The organism is Streptomyces sp. NPDC004051, assembly GCF_053604275.1.
This window is the reverse complement of record NZ_JBSGHG010000029.1, coordinates 60910-77429: the sequence shown is the minus strand read 5'-3', so window position 1 is coordinate 77429 and position 16520 is coordinate 60910. Positions and strand designations below refer to the sequence as shown.

Genomic DNA, 16520 nt, shown 5'->3' with positions numbered 1-16520 from the left:
GAAAACGCCTGACCGGCAGCCCTGACGTCGGGGGGTCGTCGTCAGAACTGCCGGGGCTGTGGTCGTCTCAGACGGTGAGGCCCTTGGACTGGAGCCAGGCCAGCGGGTCGATGCCCGCGCCGGAGCCGGCGGTGTGGACCTCCAGGTGGAGGTGGGCGCCGGTGGAGTTGCCGGTGGAGCCGACGCGGCCGATCACGTCGCCGGTGTTGACCTGCTGGCCGACGCTGACGTTGATGGAGGACTGGTGGGCGTACCAGATCTCGGTGCCGTCGTCGAGCGTCAGCACGGTCTTGTAGCCGTAGGAGCCGTCCCACCCGGCGGAGGTGATCGTGCCGGTGTGGACCGCCTTGATCAGCGTGCCCGTGGGGGCGGCGAAGTCCAGGCCGGTGTGCTGGCCGGAGGCCCAGTAGGCGCCGGCCTGACCGAAGGTCGAGGAAATGGTGTACGAGGAGGTGGGCAGCGCGTACTGCCGGGCCAGCTCGGCGAGGCGCTCGGCCTCGGCCTTCTGCTTGGCCTCCTCCTCCGCCTTCCGCTTCTCCTCGGCGGCCTTCTCCTCCGCCTCCTTCTTCGCGGCGGCGGCCTTCTCCTTGGCCTCCTGCTCCGCGGCGGCGGCGGCCTCGGCGGCGGCCTTGTCCTCGGCCTGGCTCTGCTGCTGCTCGACCTGGGCCATGATCCGGGCGTGCAGCGCCTCGCCGGCGTCGGAGCCGCCCTGCTCAGTGACCTCGTCGGCGACCGTACCGATGTCACTGAGCGCGGTGGCGGAGCCCGCGGGGGTTTCCTCGTCGGCGATGAGGGAACCGACAGAGGGAAGGTCCGGCATCGAGATCGAGACCGGCGGCTTGCCGGTCTGGGCGCTGGCCATGCCGCCACCGGCGACCGCCGCTATGACGCCGACGCCCAGGACCGTGGAGCTGCGGGCGAGACCTCCGCCGCGCTGCTTGCCGACACGGTGCCGGCCGCGCACGGGGCGGACGGACTCCTCGGTGGGGTTCCACTCCTCGAAGGGGCCCTCGTCGGGGCGGGCACCGCCGTAGACGAAGGGGTCGCCGTCGTACTGGCTCGGCATGAAGGGGGCCTCGGGAGCAGGCCGGTTCGACGCCACCTGGGCGTACTCCTTTCCTTCCTTCTCGCCTACCGGGTTAGCTGACGGGTTCGGAGCAGGAAGGTCTCCTACGCGCGTACACGCTCCGTGTCTCCACGGGGGCGTCCACGCGATTCACCCCAAGATGTTGGTTCCCCGGTTCCCTTACGGGATTCGGCGCATGCGCACGGAGCCGACTCGTGTGACGGCTGGGACGACCGCGCTGCGTTATCGAACGTTAATAGAGGTGGGGGCCGGATTCCAAGCCGTTCCTCTTGATCGTTAACGATTTCCACGCGGACTTAAGCGCCACGGTCGGGCAAAGTCGGGCGAGTTGACCATGCCTCACGCGTCACATTGAAACTGACGGTTTATCAGTTGTTATGCGCAGCGCGCCGACCCGATCACCTGGCGTGACAGCGGCGCGGAAGCCGAGAACGACCGAGGGCCGGAACCCTTTCGGATTCCGGCCCTCGGCCTTCAGTAGCGGGGACAGGATTTGAACCTGCGACCTCTGGGTTATGAGCCCAGCGAGCTACCGAGCTGCTCCACCCCGCGTCGTTGTGTCACCAGCATACGGCATGCGGGGGACACTCCGCACACTCCTCATCGCCTCGCCGTCGCCGCCACCGCCTTCGCCATCGCCGCCGCCGTCACCGCCGTCGTCTCGTCACCGGCCGACCAGATGGCCGTTCGGCGCCGTGGCCGCCTCCTCGTGCTCGGGCAGTACGACGACCCGGGCGCCCCCGGAGGCCAGCACCCCGCTGCCGTCGGCGTCCGCCACGAAGGTGTCCGGCTCCCGCCAGGCGGTGACCACCCGCCGCACCCCCGCGTCCAGGATCAGCCGAGCGCAGGGCGCCGGGCGCGAGGCGCGGCGCGCGCAGGGCTCCAGGCTGGAGTACACGGTGGCGGTCGTGAGCCGTGGATCCGTGGGGTCGGTCTTGGCGAGGGCGGCCTCCTCGGCGTGCACCAGCGGGTCGCCGCCCTCCCGGGAGTGGCCGCGGGCCAGTTCGGTGCCGTCGGCCGCGACCACCACCGCGCCCACGCTGAAGGCCGTCTCCGACGGCGGGCACAGGGCCGCCAGTTCGCAGGCGAGGGCCAGCCAGTGGTGGTCGGCGGCGACGGGGAGCGGGCCGGCGCCGGGGGCGGTGGGCTCGTAGCGCATGAGGACGACGTCGCCGACCGGGCGGGTCTCCAGCAGCCGCAGCCGGCCGCCCTGATAGGCGCCGGGGCCGAAGAGGCGGGCGGCGTCCGGGTCGCCGACGAAGAGCGGGGCGAGGACCAGCTGGAGCTCGTCGGCGAGGCCCTGGGTGAGGAGCTGGGTGTGGATCAGGCCGCCGCCCTCCACCATGAGCCGCCGGACGCCGTACACGTCGTACAGGTGCGTGAGGAGCCGCCGCCAGTCGAGTGCGGCGCCGAGCGGTACGACGTCGGTGGCGAGGCCGTGCGCGTGGGCGCGTTCGGCGCCCTCGTCGGTCGTGTAGAGGACCTTCTCGCCGCCGGTGTGCCAGAACCGCGCCGTCGGGTCCAGGTCGCCGGAGCCGCTGACGCTGACCTTCAGCGGGTACTCGGGCCGGCCCTCGGCGACCCGGGCGGCCCGCCGCTCGGGCGAGTTGACCAGCAGGCGGGGGTTGTCGGCGCGGATCGTGCCGGCGCCGATCAGGATCGCGTCGACCGACGCCCGCACCTCGTCGACCCGGTCGAAGTCGGCCGGACCGGACAGCAGCAGCCGCTCGGGGCCGGTGTCGTCGAGGTAGCCGTCCAGGGAGACGGCGGCGGACAGCAGGACGTACGGGTGGGGCATCGACGCGCTCCTGGGGACGGGGTCGGGACCGCGGGGCCGCGGACCACTGAACTGACTCAAGTCTGACAAGCGGATCGTGGGCCGGGCCGGGGCCCACGTGGGTGTCGCCCTCCCTCAGACATGAGTGGTGCCACGGATGGTCGTCGCGTGGGGCCGGATGTGAGCGTGGGAAGGCGACAAGTGGCTCCCGGACCCCTCTGTGGTCCCCGACGCACCGCCCGCGGCTCTGTATGGCGAAGAACCCCCATCGACGCGAAGGAGCGGCCCCCACTCGGCTCAGTCGATGAGATCACGCTCCGTTCCCGTGCTGTGGAAGGCGGTGGCCCGTGGGACATGCCGACACACTGCTCGCCATGGGCGGCGCCTTCCTCGCCGCCGCGTTCCTCGCCCGCCTCGGCAGCCGGATCGGACTGCCGACCATCCCCCTGTTCATGCTCGCCGGCATCCTGCTCGGCCCGCACACCCCGGGCCCGGTCCTGGTCGAGGACGCGCACGACTTCGGGATGCTCTCGGCGCTCGGTCTCGTCCTGCTCCTCTTCTACCTGGGGCTGGAGTTCCACCTCGACGATCTGAGACGGGGCGGCAGACGGCTGCTCACCGCCGGCGGCATCTACCTGCTGCTCAACGTCGGCGCGGGACTGGGCTTCGGGTTCGCCCTCGGCTGGGGCGCGCGGGAGGCCCTGGTGCTCGCCGGGGTGCTGGGCATCTCCTCCTCGGCGATCGTCACGAAGATCCTGATCGAGCTGGGCCACATCGGCCGGCCCGAGACCCGCCTCATCCTCGGCGTCACCGTCGTCGAGGACATCTTCCTCGCCCTCTATCTCGCCGCCCTGCAGCCCGTTCTCAGCGACGCCCGGGGCCTCACGGACATGGCGCTCCAGGCGGCCAAGGCGTTCGGCTTCCTGATGGTGCTCGCCGTCGCCGCCCGCTTCGGCGGCCGGCTGTTCGGCCGGCTGCTGGCGGTGCGCGACAACGAGCTGCTGGTCGTCACCTTCCTCGGCACCGCGATCCTGGTCGCGGGCGTCTCCGAGGTGCTCGGGGTCGTCGACGCCATCGGCGCGTTCATGGTCGGCCTGATCGTGGCCGGCACTCCCTCCGCACCCCGGATCCGCACCCTGGTGCATCCGCTGCGCGACGCCTTCGCGGCGATCTTCTTCTTCGCCTTCGGGCTGGCCATCGACCCCGGTGACATCGCCTCCGTCGCCGGTCCGGTCTCCGTCGCCGTGGTGCTGACCCTCACCATGAACCTGGCCGCGGGCCTGCTGGTCGCCCGCCTGTACCGCTACGGCGCCGACATCGCCGCCGACATCGCGACCACGCTCGTCGCCCGGGGTGAGTTCGCGCTGATCCTGGCCGCCATGGCCACCGGCGCGGGGCTGGACGGCCGGCTCACCGCGTTCATCGCCGGATACGTGCTCGTCCTCGCCGTCCTCGGCCCGGTGCTCGCCGGACGGGCCGATCTGCTCGCGCGCGCCCTGCGCGCCGTACGGGCACGGCGGTCCGACCACGGGCCCCCACCCGGGGCCCCGCCCGACGCTCCGGACGACGGGCCCGCGCCCGACCTGGACACCGGACGCGACCGGGAGGCGGAGCCCCTGCCCGCCGAGGCCGAGCGGTAGGACCGGTCCGGGCCCCTGGGTGTCGGCTCCGGTGACGGACCGGGCGCCCGGGTGTCGGCTCCGGTGACGGACCGGGCTCGATCAGGGCTCGATCAGGCCGACCCGGATGGCGTACCGGGTGAGTTCCAGCCGGTCCTTCAGGTCGAGCTTGGCCAGCAGGTTGGCGCGGTGGCGCTCCACGGTCTTGGGACTGATGACGAGGAGATCGGCGATCTGCTGCGAGGTGTGCCCCTCGGCGACCAGTTTGAGGATCTCCTCCTCCCGGTCCGTGATGGCCTTGGCGGGCAGGTTCCGGCCGTCCCGGGCGAGTTCGAGGTAGTTGCGGATCAGGGCGTTGACGGCGCCCGGGTAGAGGAACGGCTCGCCGCGCATGGTGGCCCGGCAGGCCTCCACCAGGTCGCGGTCGGCGACGGACTTGAGGACGTATCCGGAGGCGCCGGCGCCGAGCGCCTCGAAGAAGAACTGCTCGTTGTCGTACATGGTCAGGATGAGGATCCGCGTCTGCGGGAGGGCGCGGGAGAGCTCGCGGGCCGCCTGGAGGCCGGTCAGGCGGGGCATGGCGATGTCGAGGATGGCCAGGTCGGGTTCGTGGACGCGGGCCTGCTCGATGGCTTCGGCCCCGTTGTCGGCCTCGGCGACGACCGTCAGGTCCGGTTCGCCGTCGAGGATGAGGCGTACGCCCCGGCGGACCAGCGCGTGGTCGTCGGCGAGGAGGATACGGGTGGGGGGCGGACCCTCGGCGGGGCCGGTGGGAGTGCTGGCGGGAGCCGGGTCGGTCATGTTCGGCGTCTCCGGTCGGGAGCGGCGGTCACGGTCGGCACGGCCCGCACGGGCGCGGGACCCCGTACGGGAACGGGCACGGCGAGGCACACCCGGGTCCCGCCGCCGGGAGCGGGACCCACGTCGAGGTCGGCGCCGACGAGCAGGGCCCGTTCGCGCATCCCCCGGATACCGGCGCCCTCGGCCGCGGCGCCGATGCCGTGACCGTCGTCCCGGACCTGGAGGTCGACTCCGGTGGGGGTGCGGCGCAGGGAGACCTCCGCGCGGCGGGCCTGCGCGTGCCTGGCTATGTTGGTGAGCCCTTCCTGGGCCACCCGGTAGAGGACCAGTTCGGCCTCCGGTCCCAGGTCGGGCAGGTCGGGGTCGAGGCGGTGCTGGACCATCAGGCCGGTGGAGGCGCCGAACTCGGTGGTGAGGGCCTTGAGAGCGCTGGCGAGCCCGAGTTCGTCCAGGACACCGGGGCGCAGCCGGCGGGCGATGCGCCGGATCTCGTCCAGGCTGCTCCGGGTGGTCTCCTGCACCAGGCTCAGCTCCTCGCGCAGCTCCACCGGGGCGTGGTCGGCGACCCGCTTGAGCTGGAGCAGGACGGCGGTGAGGCTCTGGCCGACCTCGTCGTGCAGTTCCTGGGCGATGCGGCGCCGTTCGTCCTCCTGCGCGGAGAGGGCGCGGGCGCTGCTCGTGGCGCGTTCGTCCTCCAACCGGTCGAGCATCGTGTTGTACGTGCTGATCAGCTCGGCGATCTCCCCGCGCCCGGTGACCTCGGGGCGCTGACCCGGGCGGAGCAGGTCGGTGGTGGACATGGCGCGGGTGACGCGCTGCAGCGGGGCGAGGCCGACGCGCACCAGCAGCGCGTTGGCGAAGAGCATGGCGGCCAGCCCCACGGTGAGCACGGCGGCCTCGGTGAGCAGGACCGGGGTGGAGACGGTGACCGGTCCGAGCAGCAGGGCGGTGGCCGTGATCAGTACGACGGCGTTCAGCAGAAAGATCCGCCAGAACAGTGGCACCCGGTACCACCTCCTCACCCCTGCTCACCGTGCGCCGTCTGCCGTACTGTCTGCCGTGGACTCCCGGTGCGGCGGGAGCGTTCCGGCGGCCCGTCGGTCCCGGGGGCGCGGGCACGTGGGCCGCCACGCCCCAGCGTGGTCGCTGTTCCGGCTGTGCGCCATCCGTGCCGACCCCCATTTTTCCACGGGTCCGTGGGTGTTCGGGCGCCCCGCGTACATCCTCGGCCCCCACGAAGATGAGGGTCGGGCCCGATGGTCTCGAGGCGCCCGGCGGGTGATCCTTGAAGTGGACGCGGGCCCGCCCCGCCGAACCGCTCGTACCGAGCGGATGATGACCTCGGCACCCGGGCAAGCTCCCCTGTGTCGGCCCTGGTTCGCGGGCCGACAGCTCACTTTCTCGCCCCCGGCGTCGGTGTCATGGAACCGACGCCCGGAGGCGTTTTCAGGTGGCGGTCGGAGGTCTCCCCGTGCCGCCGCCGTTCGGGAAGGAGGAGACGTGCCCCAGTCCGACGACCAGCGCCTCGTCGATCTCGCGGCCCGAATCGAGCAGGACGATCCGCACTTCGCGCGTTCGTTGTCCAGTGGCCGGCCGGCCAAGCCACGCGAGTACCGGCACACGCGCGCCTGGTGGGTACTGGGAATCGGCGTGGTCCTGCTGTTCATCGGCCTGGTCGTGCCCCACGGGCTGCTCATCGCGACCGGTCTGGTCCTCAGCGGAATCGGCGTTCAGCTGTTCGACCCCTACCCGCCCCGGAGGGGCAGCCGCTACCGGAACTCGGCGCGCTGATACGGCTCGAACCCGTCTTCGGACACGATTCACGGTCACCGCTTTGTCACGTCGGGCGGCTTTTCTCCCAGCGCACCCCGGTTTGGGGTGCGCTAAAATCTTTACCAAGCGCTTACGCTCCGTTGAGCGGCGTTCCGCTCCTTAGTGAGCGTTGACCGCCGAACGTCGAGCGCTGAGCGTCGGCTGCCCGGCATCGCCCGTCGAGCAGCCGAGTGCTGATGACCGGTCGGACCGACGAGCGCGAAGAGAAGAACGGGGGCGTGACATGGGTCGAGTGATCCCCGTGCGTGTCGACAACGCCGCCCGCGACGCCGTTCCCGATACCGGCGGCACCGTCTTCTGGCCTTAGCGCCTGTCCCGGGCCGTCTCCGCCCACCCTGCCCGAGTCCCCGGCATCGACCCCACGCCCCGTAGGGGGACGACCCGTCCCGCAGGGGGCGCCCCGGACCCTCCCCTCCCAGGCACCCGACAGTCGATTCCCGCAGCATCGCACCCCGGCCCCTGGTTCCCCGGCTCCCGACCCCCGGCCCGCCCTCCAGTCCGGCGAGCCCCAGCCCTCAGGCACAGACGCCGCCACCGAACCGATCCACGGAGGTCAGCCGCCCGTGCACAACACCACCGCCCTGCTCGTCGAACTCGGAGCGATCATCCTCGCCCTCGGGCTGCTGGGCCGCCTCGCCGGACGGGTGGGCTTCTCCCCCATACCCCTCTACCTGCTCGCCGGCCTCGCCTTCGGCCACGGCGGGATCCTGCCGCTGCAGGCCAGCGAGGAGTTCGTCGCCACCGGCGCCGAGATCGGTGTCATCCTGCTGCTGCTCATGCTCGGGCTGGAGTACAGCGCGTCGGACCTCGTCACCACCCTCAAGACCCAGTACCCGTCGGGCGCGGTCGACTTCGTCCTCAACGCCGCCCCCGGCGCCGTCGCCGCGCTGATGCTGGGCTGGGGGCCGGTCGCCGCGGTCGCCCTCGCCGGCGTCACCTGGATCTCCTCCTCCGGTGTCATCGCCAAAGTGCTCGGCGACCTCGGGCGGCTGGGCAACCGCGAAACACCGGTCGTGCTCGGCGTGCTGGTCCTGGAGGACCTCGCCATGGCCGTCTACCTGCCGATCCTCACCGCCCTGCTGGCCGGGGTGAGTCTCGCGGGCGGCAGCGTCACCCTGCTGATCTCCCTGGGCACCGTCGGCGCCGTCCTCTACGTCGCCCTGCGCCACGGACGCATCGTCAGCCGCGCGGTCTCCTCCGACAACGCCGAGATGCTGCTGCTGGTGGTGCTGGGGCTGACCCTGCTGGTCGCGGGCGTCGCCCAGCACCTCCAGGTGTCGGCGGCGGTGGGCGCTTTCCTGGTCGGCATCGCGCTGTCCGAGGAGGTCGCCGAGGGCGCGCACGGCCTGCTGTCCCCGCTGCGGGACCTGTTCGCGGCGGTGTTCTTCGTCTTCTTCGGGCTGCACACCGACCCGACGGACATCCCGCCGGTGCTGTTCCCGGCGCTCGCGCTGGCCGTCGTCACCATGCTGACGAAGATCGCCACCGGCTGGTTCGCCGCCCGGCGGGCGGGCATCCCGGCCAGGGGCCGCTGGCGGGCCGGGGGCACGTTGGTGGCGCGCGGCGAGTTCTCGATCGTCATCGCCGGTCTCGCCGTCGGCACGGAACCGCGGATCGGCCCGCTGGCCACGGCGTACGTCCTGATCCTGGTCGTCCTCGGCCCCCTCACCGCCCGCTGGACCGAACCGCTGGCCGGCCTCCTCACCCGCCGCAGGCCGGACGGGCGGCAGGGCACCGCCGCGCCGGCCGACCAGACGGAACCGGCCCATGCGAGCGGCTGACCACGCACGACGGCACGAACGGGGGGTGCGGGCGGCTGCACGATCAGCGGCCGATACGGACGGCCCGTGCGCGACGTCGACGGTGCGAGAATCAGCCCGGGGAGCCCGGGATGCACTCCGGACGGGCTCCAGGGGAGCGGCGGCATGACGACCGAGGCAGCAGCGTGATCGAATGGGTCACCGTCGGCACCGGCCCGCGGCCGGTCCCCCGGCCCGTCGCCACTCCGCTGATATGGGCGGGCGCCTCCGGCGGTGCACTGGCCCTGGTGGCCCTCCTCCACACGGTCGTGGGCCCGCACCGCCCCGGGCTCTTCCTGGTGTCCCTGTCCCTGCTCGCCGCCGCTCTCGGCGGGCGCGCACGGTTCACCGCGGCCCCCGGCACCGCCGTCCTGTGCTGGCTGTTCCTCAACGGCTTCGCGACACCGCCCACCGGCACCCTCACCTGGGCCGGCCCCAGGGACACGTTCTGGCTCGGCTGCCTGCTCGCCGCCGCCCTCGTCGGCACGACCGTGTCCCGTCTGGCCCACGCCCGCGCGGCCCACCACCGCCTCACCCTCCGGACGGACCCCGGGGACGGCCGCCCGGCCTGACCGCCCGCAGCCTTGCGGGCCAGGGCGACCCGATTCAAGAACGCTCGTTCTTGACTGATCGTTCTCATATCTCGTACCGTCATGGCCATGGGACGACCACGCGCCTTCGACACCGACCGGGCCGTCAGCACCGCAGCCGCCCTCTTCGCCACCCACGGCTTCGAGGGGACCTCGGTGGACGACCTGGTCACCGCCACCGGCATCCACCGGGGCAGCCTCTACAAGGTCTTCGGCTCGAAACGGAACCTGCACCTGACCGCGCTCCGTCGGCACCTCGACCACGAGATCCTCCCGGCCACCGCGGCCATCGCCACCCTCACCGACCCCGCGCAGGCACTGACCACCGCCACCGCCTCGTACGACAACGGCCCGGCCGCCGGGCTCCTCCTCCTCTCCGCCGCCGAACGCGCCCCCCACGACCCGGAGGTCGCCGCACTGGTGGCGGAGGGGATCGCAGCACTGGAGGAGGCCCTGCGCCCCTCCCACGGTGACGCCGCCCCCCAGCTCGCCTCCACCGTCCTCGGCGCCCGCCTGCGCCTGCGCGCCCTGCCGACCACCACTCCCAAGGAGCACTGACATGGCCCTGATCTCCATCGACCGCGAACGCGGCGCACTGACCGCCGAGTTCCAGGGCCTCGACAAGTTCTGGACCCTCAAGAGCCGCCTGGAGATCCCCCTCGCCCACGTACGCGGCGCCACCCACGACCCCGGCATGGCCCGCGAACCCAAGGGCGTCCGCGTCGCCGGCTCCTACTTCCCCGGACTGATCACCGCGGGCCGCTTCCGCCGCAACGGCGAACGCCTGTTCTGGGACGTGAAGAACCCGGACAAGGTGGTCGTCATCGAACTCGCCGACGCCGAGCACTACGACCGGCTCGTCCTGCAGGTCGACAACCCCCGCGCCACCGTGGACCTCATCGAACAGGCCATCTCCCGCGCCTGAACGAACCCGCACCACGCCACGAGGCACGCGGGGCGCGGACGCAGGGGCCCGGCGACCAGGGCAACGAAACGGCGTCCGGGCCGGCCGAAGCCGGCCCGGACGCCGAAGAGCAGGTCGAGGGGGACCGCCCCTCCCCTGCGGCCGGTAGGCCCTGTGGGACTCGAACCCACAACCAATGGATTAAAAGTCCACTGCTCTGCCAATTGAGCTAAGGGCCCTCGGCGATGTTGCCTCCACGAGCATAGCGGGATGTGAGCGCGTCTTTGATCGGGTATCGGCCAGGAGGACCCGGACGTGTTCCGTGGAAAACGCGGGAGGGCCCGCACGACGGGTGTCGTGCGGGCCCTCCCGGGTCGGTCCGGTGTGCCGGGGTCAGCCGTTGCGCTTCCAGCGCGGCTTGTCCTCGCGGCGGCCGAAGGAGCCGCCACCGCGGTGGTCGTCACGGCGGCCGTACGGGCGGTCGTGCGAGGCGCCGGAACGGAAGCCGGGGCGGTCGCCCTGGCGGTCACGGTTGAACGGGCGGTCGCTGCCGCGGTGGCCGCCCCGCTCGTCGCGGCGGAAGCCGCCACGGTCACGGTCGCCGTCGCGGTTGAACCCACCGCGGTCGTCACGGCGTTCGAAGGAACGGCCACCGCGGTCGTCACGCCGTTCGAAGGAACGGCCACCACGGTCGCCGCGGTCGTCACGGCGGAAACCGTCCCGGCGCTCGGGGCGCTCACCGCGGTCGTCGCGACGGAAGCCGCCACGGTCACGGTCCCGGTCACGGTCCCGGTCACGGTTGAACCCACCGCGGTCGTCACGCCGTTCGAAGGAACGGCCACCACGGTCGCCCCGGTCGTCACGGCGGAAACCGCCACGGTCACGGTCCCGGTCGCGGTCCCGGTCACGGTTGAACCCACCGCGGTCGTCACGGCGTTCGAAGGAACGGCCACCACGGTCGTCGCGGTCGTCACGGCGGAAACCGTCCCGGCGCTCGGGGCGCTCGAAGCGCTCCGTGTCACGCGCGGTCGGCTGCTCCGGCAGCGAGACCTCGGTCCGGTCCTGGACCGCCGCCTCGGTGGCCGCCTCGGCCACCGCCGTCTCCGGGTCCTCGCCCCGCTCCCGGGCGGCCCTGGCGACCAGCCGGTCCGCCTCCTCCCGCAGTTCGGAGGCCCGGCGCTGTGCCCGCTCCAGTTCCTTGGTGAGCTGGGCGGCCTCGCGCTCGGCCTGCTGCGCCGCCTTGCCCGCCGACTCCGCCTGGACCTCGGTCATCGACCGGGCCCCGGTGATCTCGGCGAGCTCCGGGTCGAAGGCCGTGCCGCCCTGGATGATGTGGCGCGTGGCGTCCACGCCCGCGTCCTCCATCAGCCGGAAGATCTGGCGCCGCTGGTGCGGCAGCGAGAGGGAGACCACGGTGCCGGTGCGGCCCGCGCGCGCCGTGCGGCCGGCCCGGTGCAGGTAGTCCTTGTGGTCGCCGGCCGGGTCGACGTTCAGCACCAGGTCGATGCCGTCGACGTGGATGCCGCGCGCGGCGACGTCCGTGGCGACCAGGACGTTGACGTAGCCGTCCTTGAAGTCGGCCAGCGTCCGCGTCCGCGCGCCCTGCGTCATGCCGCCGTGCAGCGCGTCGGCCTTCGCACCCGCCTCGCGCAGCTGGTCGGCGACCCGGTCCGCGCCCAGCTGGGTGCGGACGAAGATGATGGTGCGGCCCTTGCGGGAGGCGATGGCCGCGGTGACCGGCGCCTTGTCCTTCGGCTTCACGACCAGGATGTGGTGCGACATGGTCGTGACGGCGCCCTGGGCGGCGTCGACCTCGTGGCTGACCGGGTCCTTCAGGTACCGGTCGACGAGGGTCTTGATCTCGTTCTCCATCGTCGCGGAGAACAGCATCCGCTGACCGCCCGCCGGAACCTGGTCCAGCAGCTCCGTCACCTCGGGCAGGAAGCCCAGGTCGGACATCTGGTCGGCCTCGTCGATGACGGCGATCTGCACGTTCTCCAGGGAGCACGCGCCACGGTTGATGATGTCGCGCAGCCGGCCGGGCGTGGCGACGAGGATGTCGACACCGCGCTCGAGGGCGTAGATCTGGTTGCCCATGGAGGTGCCGCCGCAGACGACCTTCATGCGCAGGCCGACGACGTCGCCGTAGGGCTGGAGCGCGTCGGCCACCTGCATGGCCAGCTCACGGGTGGGCGTCAGGATGACGGCCCGCGGCTTGTGCTTCTCGGTCCGGCCGCCGGCCAGCGTGGCCAGCGTCGGCAGACCGAAGGAGAGGGTCTTGCCGGAGCCGGTACGGCCCCGGCCGAGGATGTCCTTGCCGGCCAGGGCGTCCGGGATGGTCGCCGCCTGGATCGGGAAGGGGGTGGTCACGCCGTTCTGTGCGAGCTTGCGCACGACGCCCTCGGGGAGACCGAGGTCGGCGAAGGTGAGCTCGGGGGTGCGGTCGGCGTCGCTGTCGGCGGCGTCGATGCCGGTGTCGGCGATGCCGGTGTCGGCGATGCCGGTGTCGGCGGTGACGTCGGTGGCGACGGCGGTGATGTCGGTGACCGGCGAGTTCTCCGTGTTCTCCGTGTTCTCGGAGTTCTCGGGGTTCTCGGGCACGACGACGTGATCAGTACTGGCGATGGACATGCGAATGCGAAACCTTCCGGAGTCTCTTCGGCACGCGCCCGTCAACTCCGTGATTCGCAGTTCGCAATATGACCGCCTCGATGCGGTCCACCACGGTAAGGGGAGAGTACGCGCCACACGGCGCGCTCTGCAGTGGCGCCGGGCAAATAGGATCAAACGATCTGCCACCATACGCACCCTCCCCCACCGAAAGCAAACCGAACCCCCGTCGTTCCACAGACCCGCAGGTCAGCAGAGTGAAGGTCGATCGGCCCACGCATCGGCAGGACGGCAGGACAAGTGCGCATGCCGGCAAGGAAACACTGGAGAAGCCGCTACACCGGCGCCCCCGCTTCCGGCGCCGGCTCCCGCCGCGCCAGCTGGGGTTCCGGCGGCTCGTCCGCGGGCGAGGACGGCTCCACGACCGTCGGCTCCGGGGCGACCGACGGCTCCGGCGGCGGGGGTACGGGCTCCGGCTCCGACGGCCGGCTCGGCTCCGACGGCTCGGGCCGGCCCACGGGCGCCGTCGGCTCCGACGGCCGGCCCGGCCGCCCGGTGTCGTCCGGCGCCGGACCGCTCGCCCCCGCGGAGGGCGAGGCCTCGGCCGAGACCGAAGCTCCCGTTCCGTCCTTCTCCCGCTTGCGCTTCCCGTGCTGGCCCGCGCGGCGCCCGCGCTCGCCCTCGGCCGCCGCACCTCCCTGGCCGTCCACACCTCCCGGCCCCGGCGGCAGTCCTCCGTCGGGCGCCCCGTCCCCCGATCGGCCCGCGGAGTGCGACGGCTCGGCGGCCCCGCCCGCCCCGCCCTCACCGACACTCATACAACCGGCGGCGGCGACGACGGCCACGACGGTGGCGGCCAGGCGGACGGGTACGTACAAGGGGCGCACGAGGCCACCTCCGGTTGCAGTGCTGGGTCGATGTGTCCAACTCCCGCCGCCCGCAAGAGGACACGCCAACAACGCACCGGTGACAGACCGGTGACCTACCCGTAGCCGAGGGCGTGCAGCCGGGCGTCGTCGATCCCGAAGTGATGCGCGATCTCGTGCACCACCGTGATCTCCGCCTCCGCGACGACGTCCTCCCGGGACTCGCACATCCGCAGGGTCGGGCCCCGGTAGATGGTGATCCGGTCCGGCAGCACGCCGGCGTACCACTCGCCCCGCTCCGTCAGCGGAGTCCCCTCGTACAGCCCCAGCAGCTCGGGATCGTCCGCCGGGGGCTCGTCCTCGACGAACACCGCGACGTTGTCCATCAGCCGCGTCAGCTCCGGCGGAATCCGGTCGAGCGCCTCGGCCACCAGCTCCTCGAACTCACCACGCGTCATCTCCAGCACACCGTCATTGTCGGCCATGCCCCATCCGTACGAGCGTCACCGGACACCCCGCATATCGAATGGCCCGTACGGGCATACGGGACCAATGGTCCGCGTCCCCTCCGCAGTCAGGAACCTCCGCCGCCGCCCCACCCCTCCGACGACCACCACGCTCGTCCCCCGCCCCCGCCCCTGGAAGCGGGTCCTGGGACTCGTCGCCGTCGTCCTGCTGGGCGCCTGGCTGGGCCTGCTGGTCGTGGGCGACGTCCGGGTTCCGGTCGGCCCCATGGACACGACCATGACCCTGCGCCCCTCCCTCACCGGCGGCACGAAGATCAACGTCTCCCCCCTGGGCGCCCTCGAACTCGACAGCCACCACGCCCCCGTCCGCCTCGACGTCAACGTCGACCAGCTCGACCCCGCCCGCTCCCAGGCCCTCGTCGCCCACCCCGAACGCCTCTCCGGGCTCCAGGACGAGGTCACCCAGGACATCAGCCGCGGCACCGCCGACCTCGCCGTGCGCTCCGTCGTCGCCGTCGTCACCGGCGCCACCGCGCTCGGCCTCATCGTCTACCGCCGGCCCCGCCGCGCCCTGGCCGCGGGCGGCCTCGCCCTCACCCTGCTGGCCGCGTCCGGCGGCACCGCGTACGCCACCTGGAACCCGGACTCCGTCCTCGAACCGAAGTTCTCCGGGCTGCTCTCCTCCGCGCCGTCCCTGGTCGGCAACGCCCGCAGCATCGTCACCGAGTTCGACGTCTACCAGAAGGAGCTGGCCCGCCTGGTCACCAATGTGACGAAGCTCTACGACGCCACCTCCACGCTCCCCGCCTACCAGCCCGACCCGACCACCATCCGGGTGCTGCACGTCTCCGACATCCACCTCAACCCCGCGAGCTGGACGATCATCGCCTCGCTCGTCGAGCAGTACCGGGTGGACGTCATCGTCGACTCCGGCGACACCATGGACCACGGCACCGCCGCCGAGAACGGCTTCCTCGACCCCGTCGAGAACCTCGGCGCCCCCTACGTCTGGGTCCGCGGCAACCACGACTCCCTGGTCACCCAGCGCTATCTGGAAGGCCTCGAGAACGTCCACGTCCTGGACGACGGCCGGGCCGAAACCATCGCGGGCCTGCGCTTCGCCGGCATCGGCGACCCCCAGTTCACCCCGGACCGGTCCAGGAAAACCGGAGCCGAGCAGTCCCAGGAACTCGCCGGCGCCCGCCTCGCCTCCGCCCTGCGCGACCAGAAGGCGGCCGGCACCCCGGTGGACGTGGCCGTCGCCCACGAACCGTCGGCGGCCCGCGAGGTCGACGGCACGGTGCCCCTCGTCCTGGCCGGACACATCCACCGCCAGAAGACGGAGGTCATGCAGTACGGCACCCGGCTCCGCACCGAAGGCTCCACCGGCGGCAGCGGCCTGCGCGCGGTCGAGGGCGAACACCCCGACCCGATCGAGACCTCGATCCTCTACTTCGACCGCGACACGCGCCGCCTCCAGGCCTGGGACGCGATCAAGCTGGGCGGCCTGGGCCTCACGACGGCCGAGGTCAGCCGCCACCTCCCGGAGGAGAACCAGCCGGGCGCGACACCGTCACCGACGCCCTCTCCATCGGCGGAAGGCCAACATCTTTTTGGTTTGGCCGCACCCGGAAGGCCGTAGTACAGTCTCGTCGTGCCCAAGGGCGCCGGTCAGGGCTTGACCGTCCCGAACCCCGTCAGGGGCCAGGGAGAAGCGGAACCCCTCAGGGAAAGCGGAGTCACATGCTTCTCACGTCCCTTGGGGCGATTGTGAAGCGAGCAGTATCGGTTTGCCCGCCCTCATCGTCTAGTGGCCCAGGACGCCGCCCTTTCAAGGCGGTAGCACGGGTTCGAATCCCGTTGGGGGCACGCAGTACAGTGTGCGACACTTGCTTCGGCAGTACGCACACACCACAAGGTCCTGTGGAGCAGTTAGGAGTGCTCGCCACCCTGTCAAGGTGGAGGCCGCGGGTTCAAATCCCGTCAGGACCGCTGAGGTTTCACCTGAGACCTCGTGGCTGGGTAGCTCAGTTGGTACGAGCGATCGCCTGAAAAGCGATAGGTCGCCGGTTCGACCCCGGCCCCAGCCACAACCACACCCCCTCCGGGTTTCCGGAGGGGGTGTTCGCGTGCGCCGCACCGCCAAAACTGTTGGCCACAAAATTCT

At 72.0% G+C, this 16520-nt stretch carries 14 protein-coding genes, 5 tRNA genes and 1 riboswitch; of the genes, 10 read left to right on the top strand and 9 right to left on the bottom strand.

The window, feature by feature from the left end; genetic code table 11:
• Positions 1-67: 67 nt before the first annotated feature.
• The 3 genes from ACWEQO_RS25695 to ACWEQO_RS25685 all read right to left on the bottom strand — a co-directional run bounded on the left by ACWEQO_RS25695 (position 68) and on the right by ACWEQO_RS25685 (position 2885).
• Entirely contained in the window at positions 68-1102 is a 1035-nt protein-coding gene (locus tag ACWEQO_RS25695) for a M23 family metallopeptidase (RefSeq protein WP_361462754.1), read from the bottom strand.
• Between the two features lie 11 nt (positions 1103-1113).
• A riboswitch (cyclic di-AMP (ydaO/yuaA leader) is annotated at positions 1114-1271 on the bottom strand.
• Positions 1272-1565: 294 nt separating this feature from the next.
• Positions 1566-1639 (bottom strand) — tRNA-Met (locus ACWEQO_RS25690).
• A gap of 112 nt (positions 1640-1751) precedes the next feature.
• Positions 1752-2885: a dihydrofolate reductase family protein gene (locus ACWEQO_RS25685; protein WP_452985385.1), complete on the bottom strand. Its 1134-nt coding sequence runs from the start codon at positions 2883-2885 to the stop codon at positions 1752-1754.
• Between the two features lie 326 nt (positions 2886-3211).
• Between ACWEQO_RS25685 and ACWEQO_RS25680 the strand changes: the two genes are divergently transcribed.
• A complete protein-coding gene (locus ACWEQO_RS25680; RefSeq protein ID WP_452985384.1) occupies positions 3212-4504 on the top strand; it encodes a cation:proton antiporter in 1293 nt (430 codons plus the stop codon).
• An 81-nt stretch (positions 4505-4585) separates the two neighbouring features.
• Here ACWEQO_RS25680 and ACWEQO_RS25675 read toward each other — a convergent pair whose 3' ends face one another.
• A complete protein-coding gene (locus ACWEQO_RS25675) occupies positions 4586-5284 on the bottom strand; it encodes a response regulator (RefSeq protein WP_452985383.1) in 699 nt (232 codons plus the stop codon).
• Entirely contained in the window at positions 5281-6288 is a 1008-nt protein-coding gene (locus ACWEQO_RS25670; protein WP_452985382.1) for a HAMP domain-containing sensor histidine kinase, read from the bottom strand. The genes ACWEQO_RS25675 and ACWEQO_RS25670 overlap by 4 nt, the downstream gene beginning before the upstream one ends.
• A gap of 496 nt (positions 6289-6784) precedes the next feature.
• Between ACWEQO_RS25670 and ACWEQO_RS25665 the strand changes: the two genes are divergently transcribed.
• The 5 genes from ACWEQO_RS25665 (at position 6785) to ACWEQO_RS25645 (ending at position 10431) form a co-directional block, all read left to right on the top strand.
• Positions 6785-7075 carry a DUF3040 domain-containing protein gene (locus ACWEQO_RS25665; protein WP_361458303.1) on the top strand — a complete coding sequence of 97 codons (291 nt, stop codon included), beginning with the start codon at positions 6785-6787 and terminating at the stop codon, positions 7073-7075.
• A gap of 605 nt (positions 7076-7680) precedes the next feature.
• On the top strand, positions 7681-8898 hold the full coding sequence (locus tag ACWEQO_RS25660) for a cation:proton antiporter (protein WP_452985381.1): 1218 nt from the start codon (positions 7681-7683) through the stop codon (positions 8896-8898).
• A gap of 164 nt (positions 8899-9062) precedes the next feature.
• Positions 9063-9488: a DUF4118 domain-containing protein gene (locus ACWEQO_RS25655; protein WP_361458297.1), complete on the top strand. Its 426-nt coding sequence runs from the start codon at positions 9063-9065 to the stop codon at positions 9486-9488.
• 87 nt (positions 9489-9575) lie between these two features.
• Positions 9576-10064 carry a TetR/AcrR family transcriptional regulator gene (locus tag ACWEQO_RS25650; RefSeq protein ID WP_361458294.1) on the top strand — a complete coding sequence of 163 codons (489 nt, stop codon included), beginning with the start codon at positions 9576-9578 and terminating at the stop codon, positions 10062-10064.
• A gap of 1 nt (position 10065) precedes the next feature.
• Positions 10066-10431 carry a hypothetical protein gene (locus tag ACWEQO_RS25645; protein ID WP_452985380.1) on the top strand — a complete coding sequence of 122 codons (366 nt, stop codon included), beginning with the start codon at positions 10066-10068 and terminating at the stop codon, positions 10429-10431.
• Between the two features lie 145 nt (positions 10432-10576).
• Here ACWEQO_RS25645 and ACWEQO_RS25640 read toward each other — a convergent pair.
• The 4 genes from ACWEQO_RS25640 to ACWEQO_RS25625 form a co-directional block, all read right to left on the bottom strand.
• Positions 10577-10649: transfer RNA gene (locus ACWEQO_RS25640), tRNA-Lys, on the bottom strand.
• A gap of 154 nt (positions 10650-10803) precedes the next feature.
• On the bottom strand, positions 10804-13041 hold the full coding sequence (locus tag ACWEQO_RS25635; RefSeq protein WP_452985379.1) for a DEAD/DEAH box helicase: 2238 nt from the start codon (positions 13039-13041) through the stop codon (positions 10804-10806).
• A gap of 314 nt (positions 13042-13355) precedes the next feature.
• Complete coding sequence (locus ACWEQO_RS25630) at positions 13356-13907, bottom strand: hypothetical protein (protein WP_452985378.1); 552 nt, start codon at positions 13905-13907, stop codon at positions 13356-13358.
• Between the two features lie 95 nt (positions 13908-14002).
• A complete protein-coding gene (locus ACWEQO_RS25625; RefSeq protein ID WP_055593280.1) occupies positions 14003-14353 on the bottom strand; it encodes a metallopeptidase family protein in 351 nt (116 codons plus the stop codon).
• An 85-nt stretch (positions 14354-14438) separates the two neighbouring features.
• Here ACWEQO_RS25625 and ACWEQO_RS25620 point away from each other — a divergent pair, with 85 nt between their 5' ends.
• From ACWEQO_RS25620 to ACWEQO_RS25605, 4 genes are all read left to right on the top strand, one after another.
• Positions 14439-15995 (top strand): metallophosphoesterase family protein, encoded by a 1557-nt coding sequence (locus tag ACWEQO_RS25620; protein WP_452985377.1) that lies wholly within the window; start codon positions 14439-14441, stop codon positions 15993-15995.
• A 154-nt stretch (positions 15996-16149) separates the two neighbouring features.
• A tRNA-Glu gene (locus ACWEQO_RS25615) sits at positions 16150-16222 on the top strand.
• A 48-nt stretch (positions 16223-16270) separates the two neighbouring features.
• Positions 16271-16345, top strand: a tRNA-Asp gene (locus tag ACWEQO_RS25610).
• Between the two features lie 24 nt (positions 16346-16369).
• A tRNA-Phe gene (locus ACWEQO_RS25605) sits at positions 16370-16443 on the top strand.
• Positions 16444-16520: the final 77 nt, after the last annotated feature.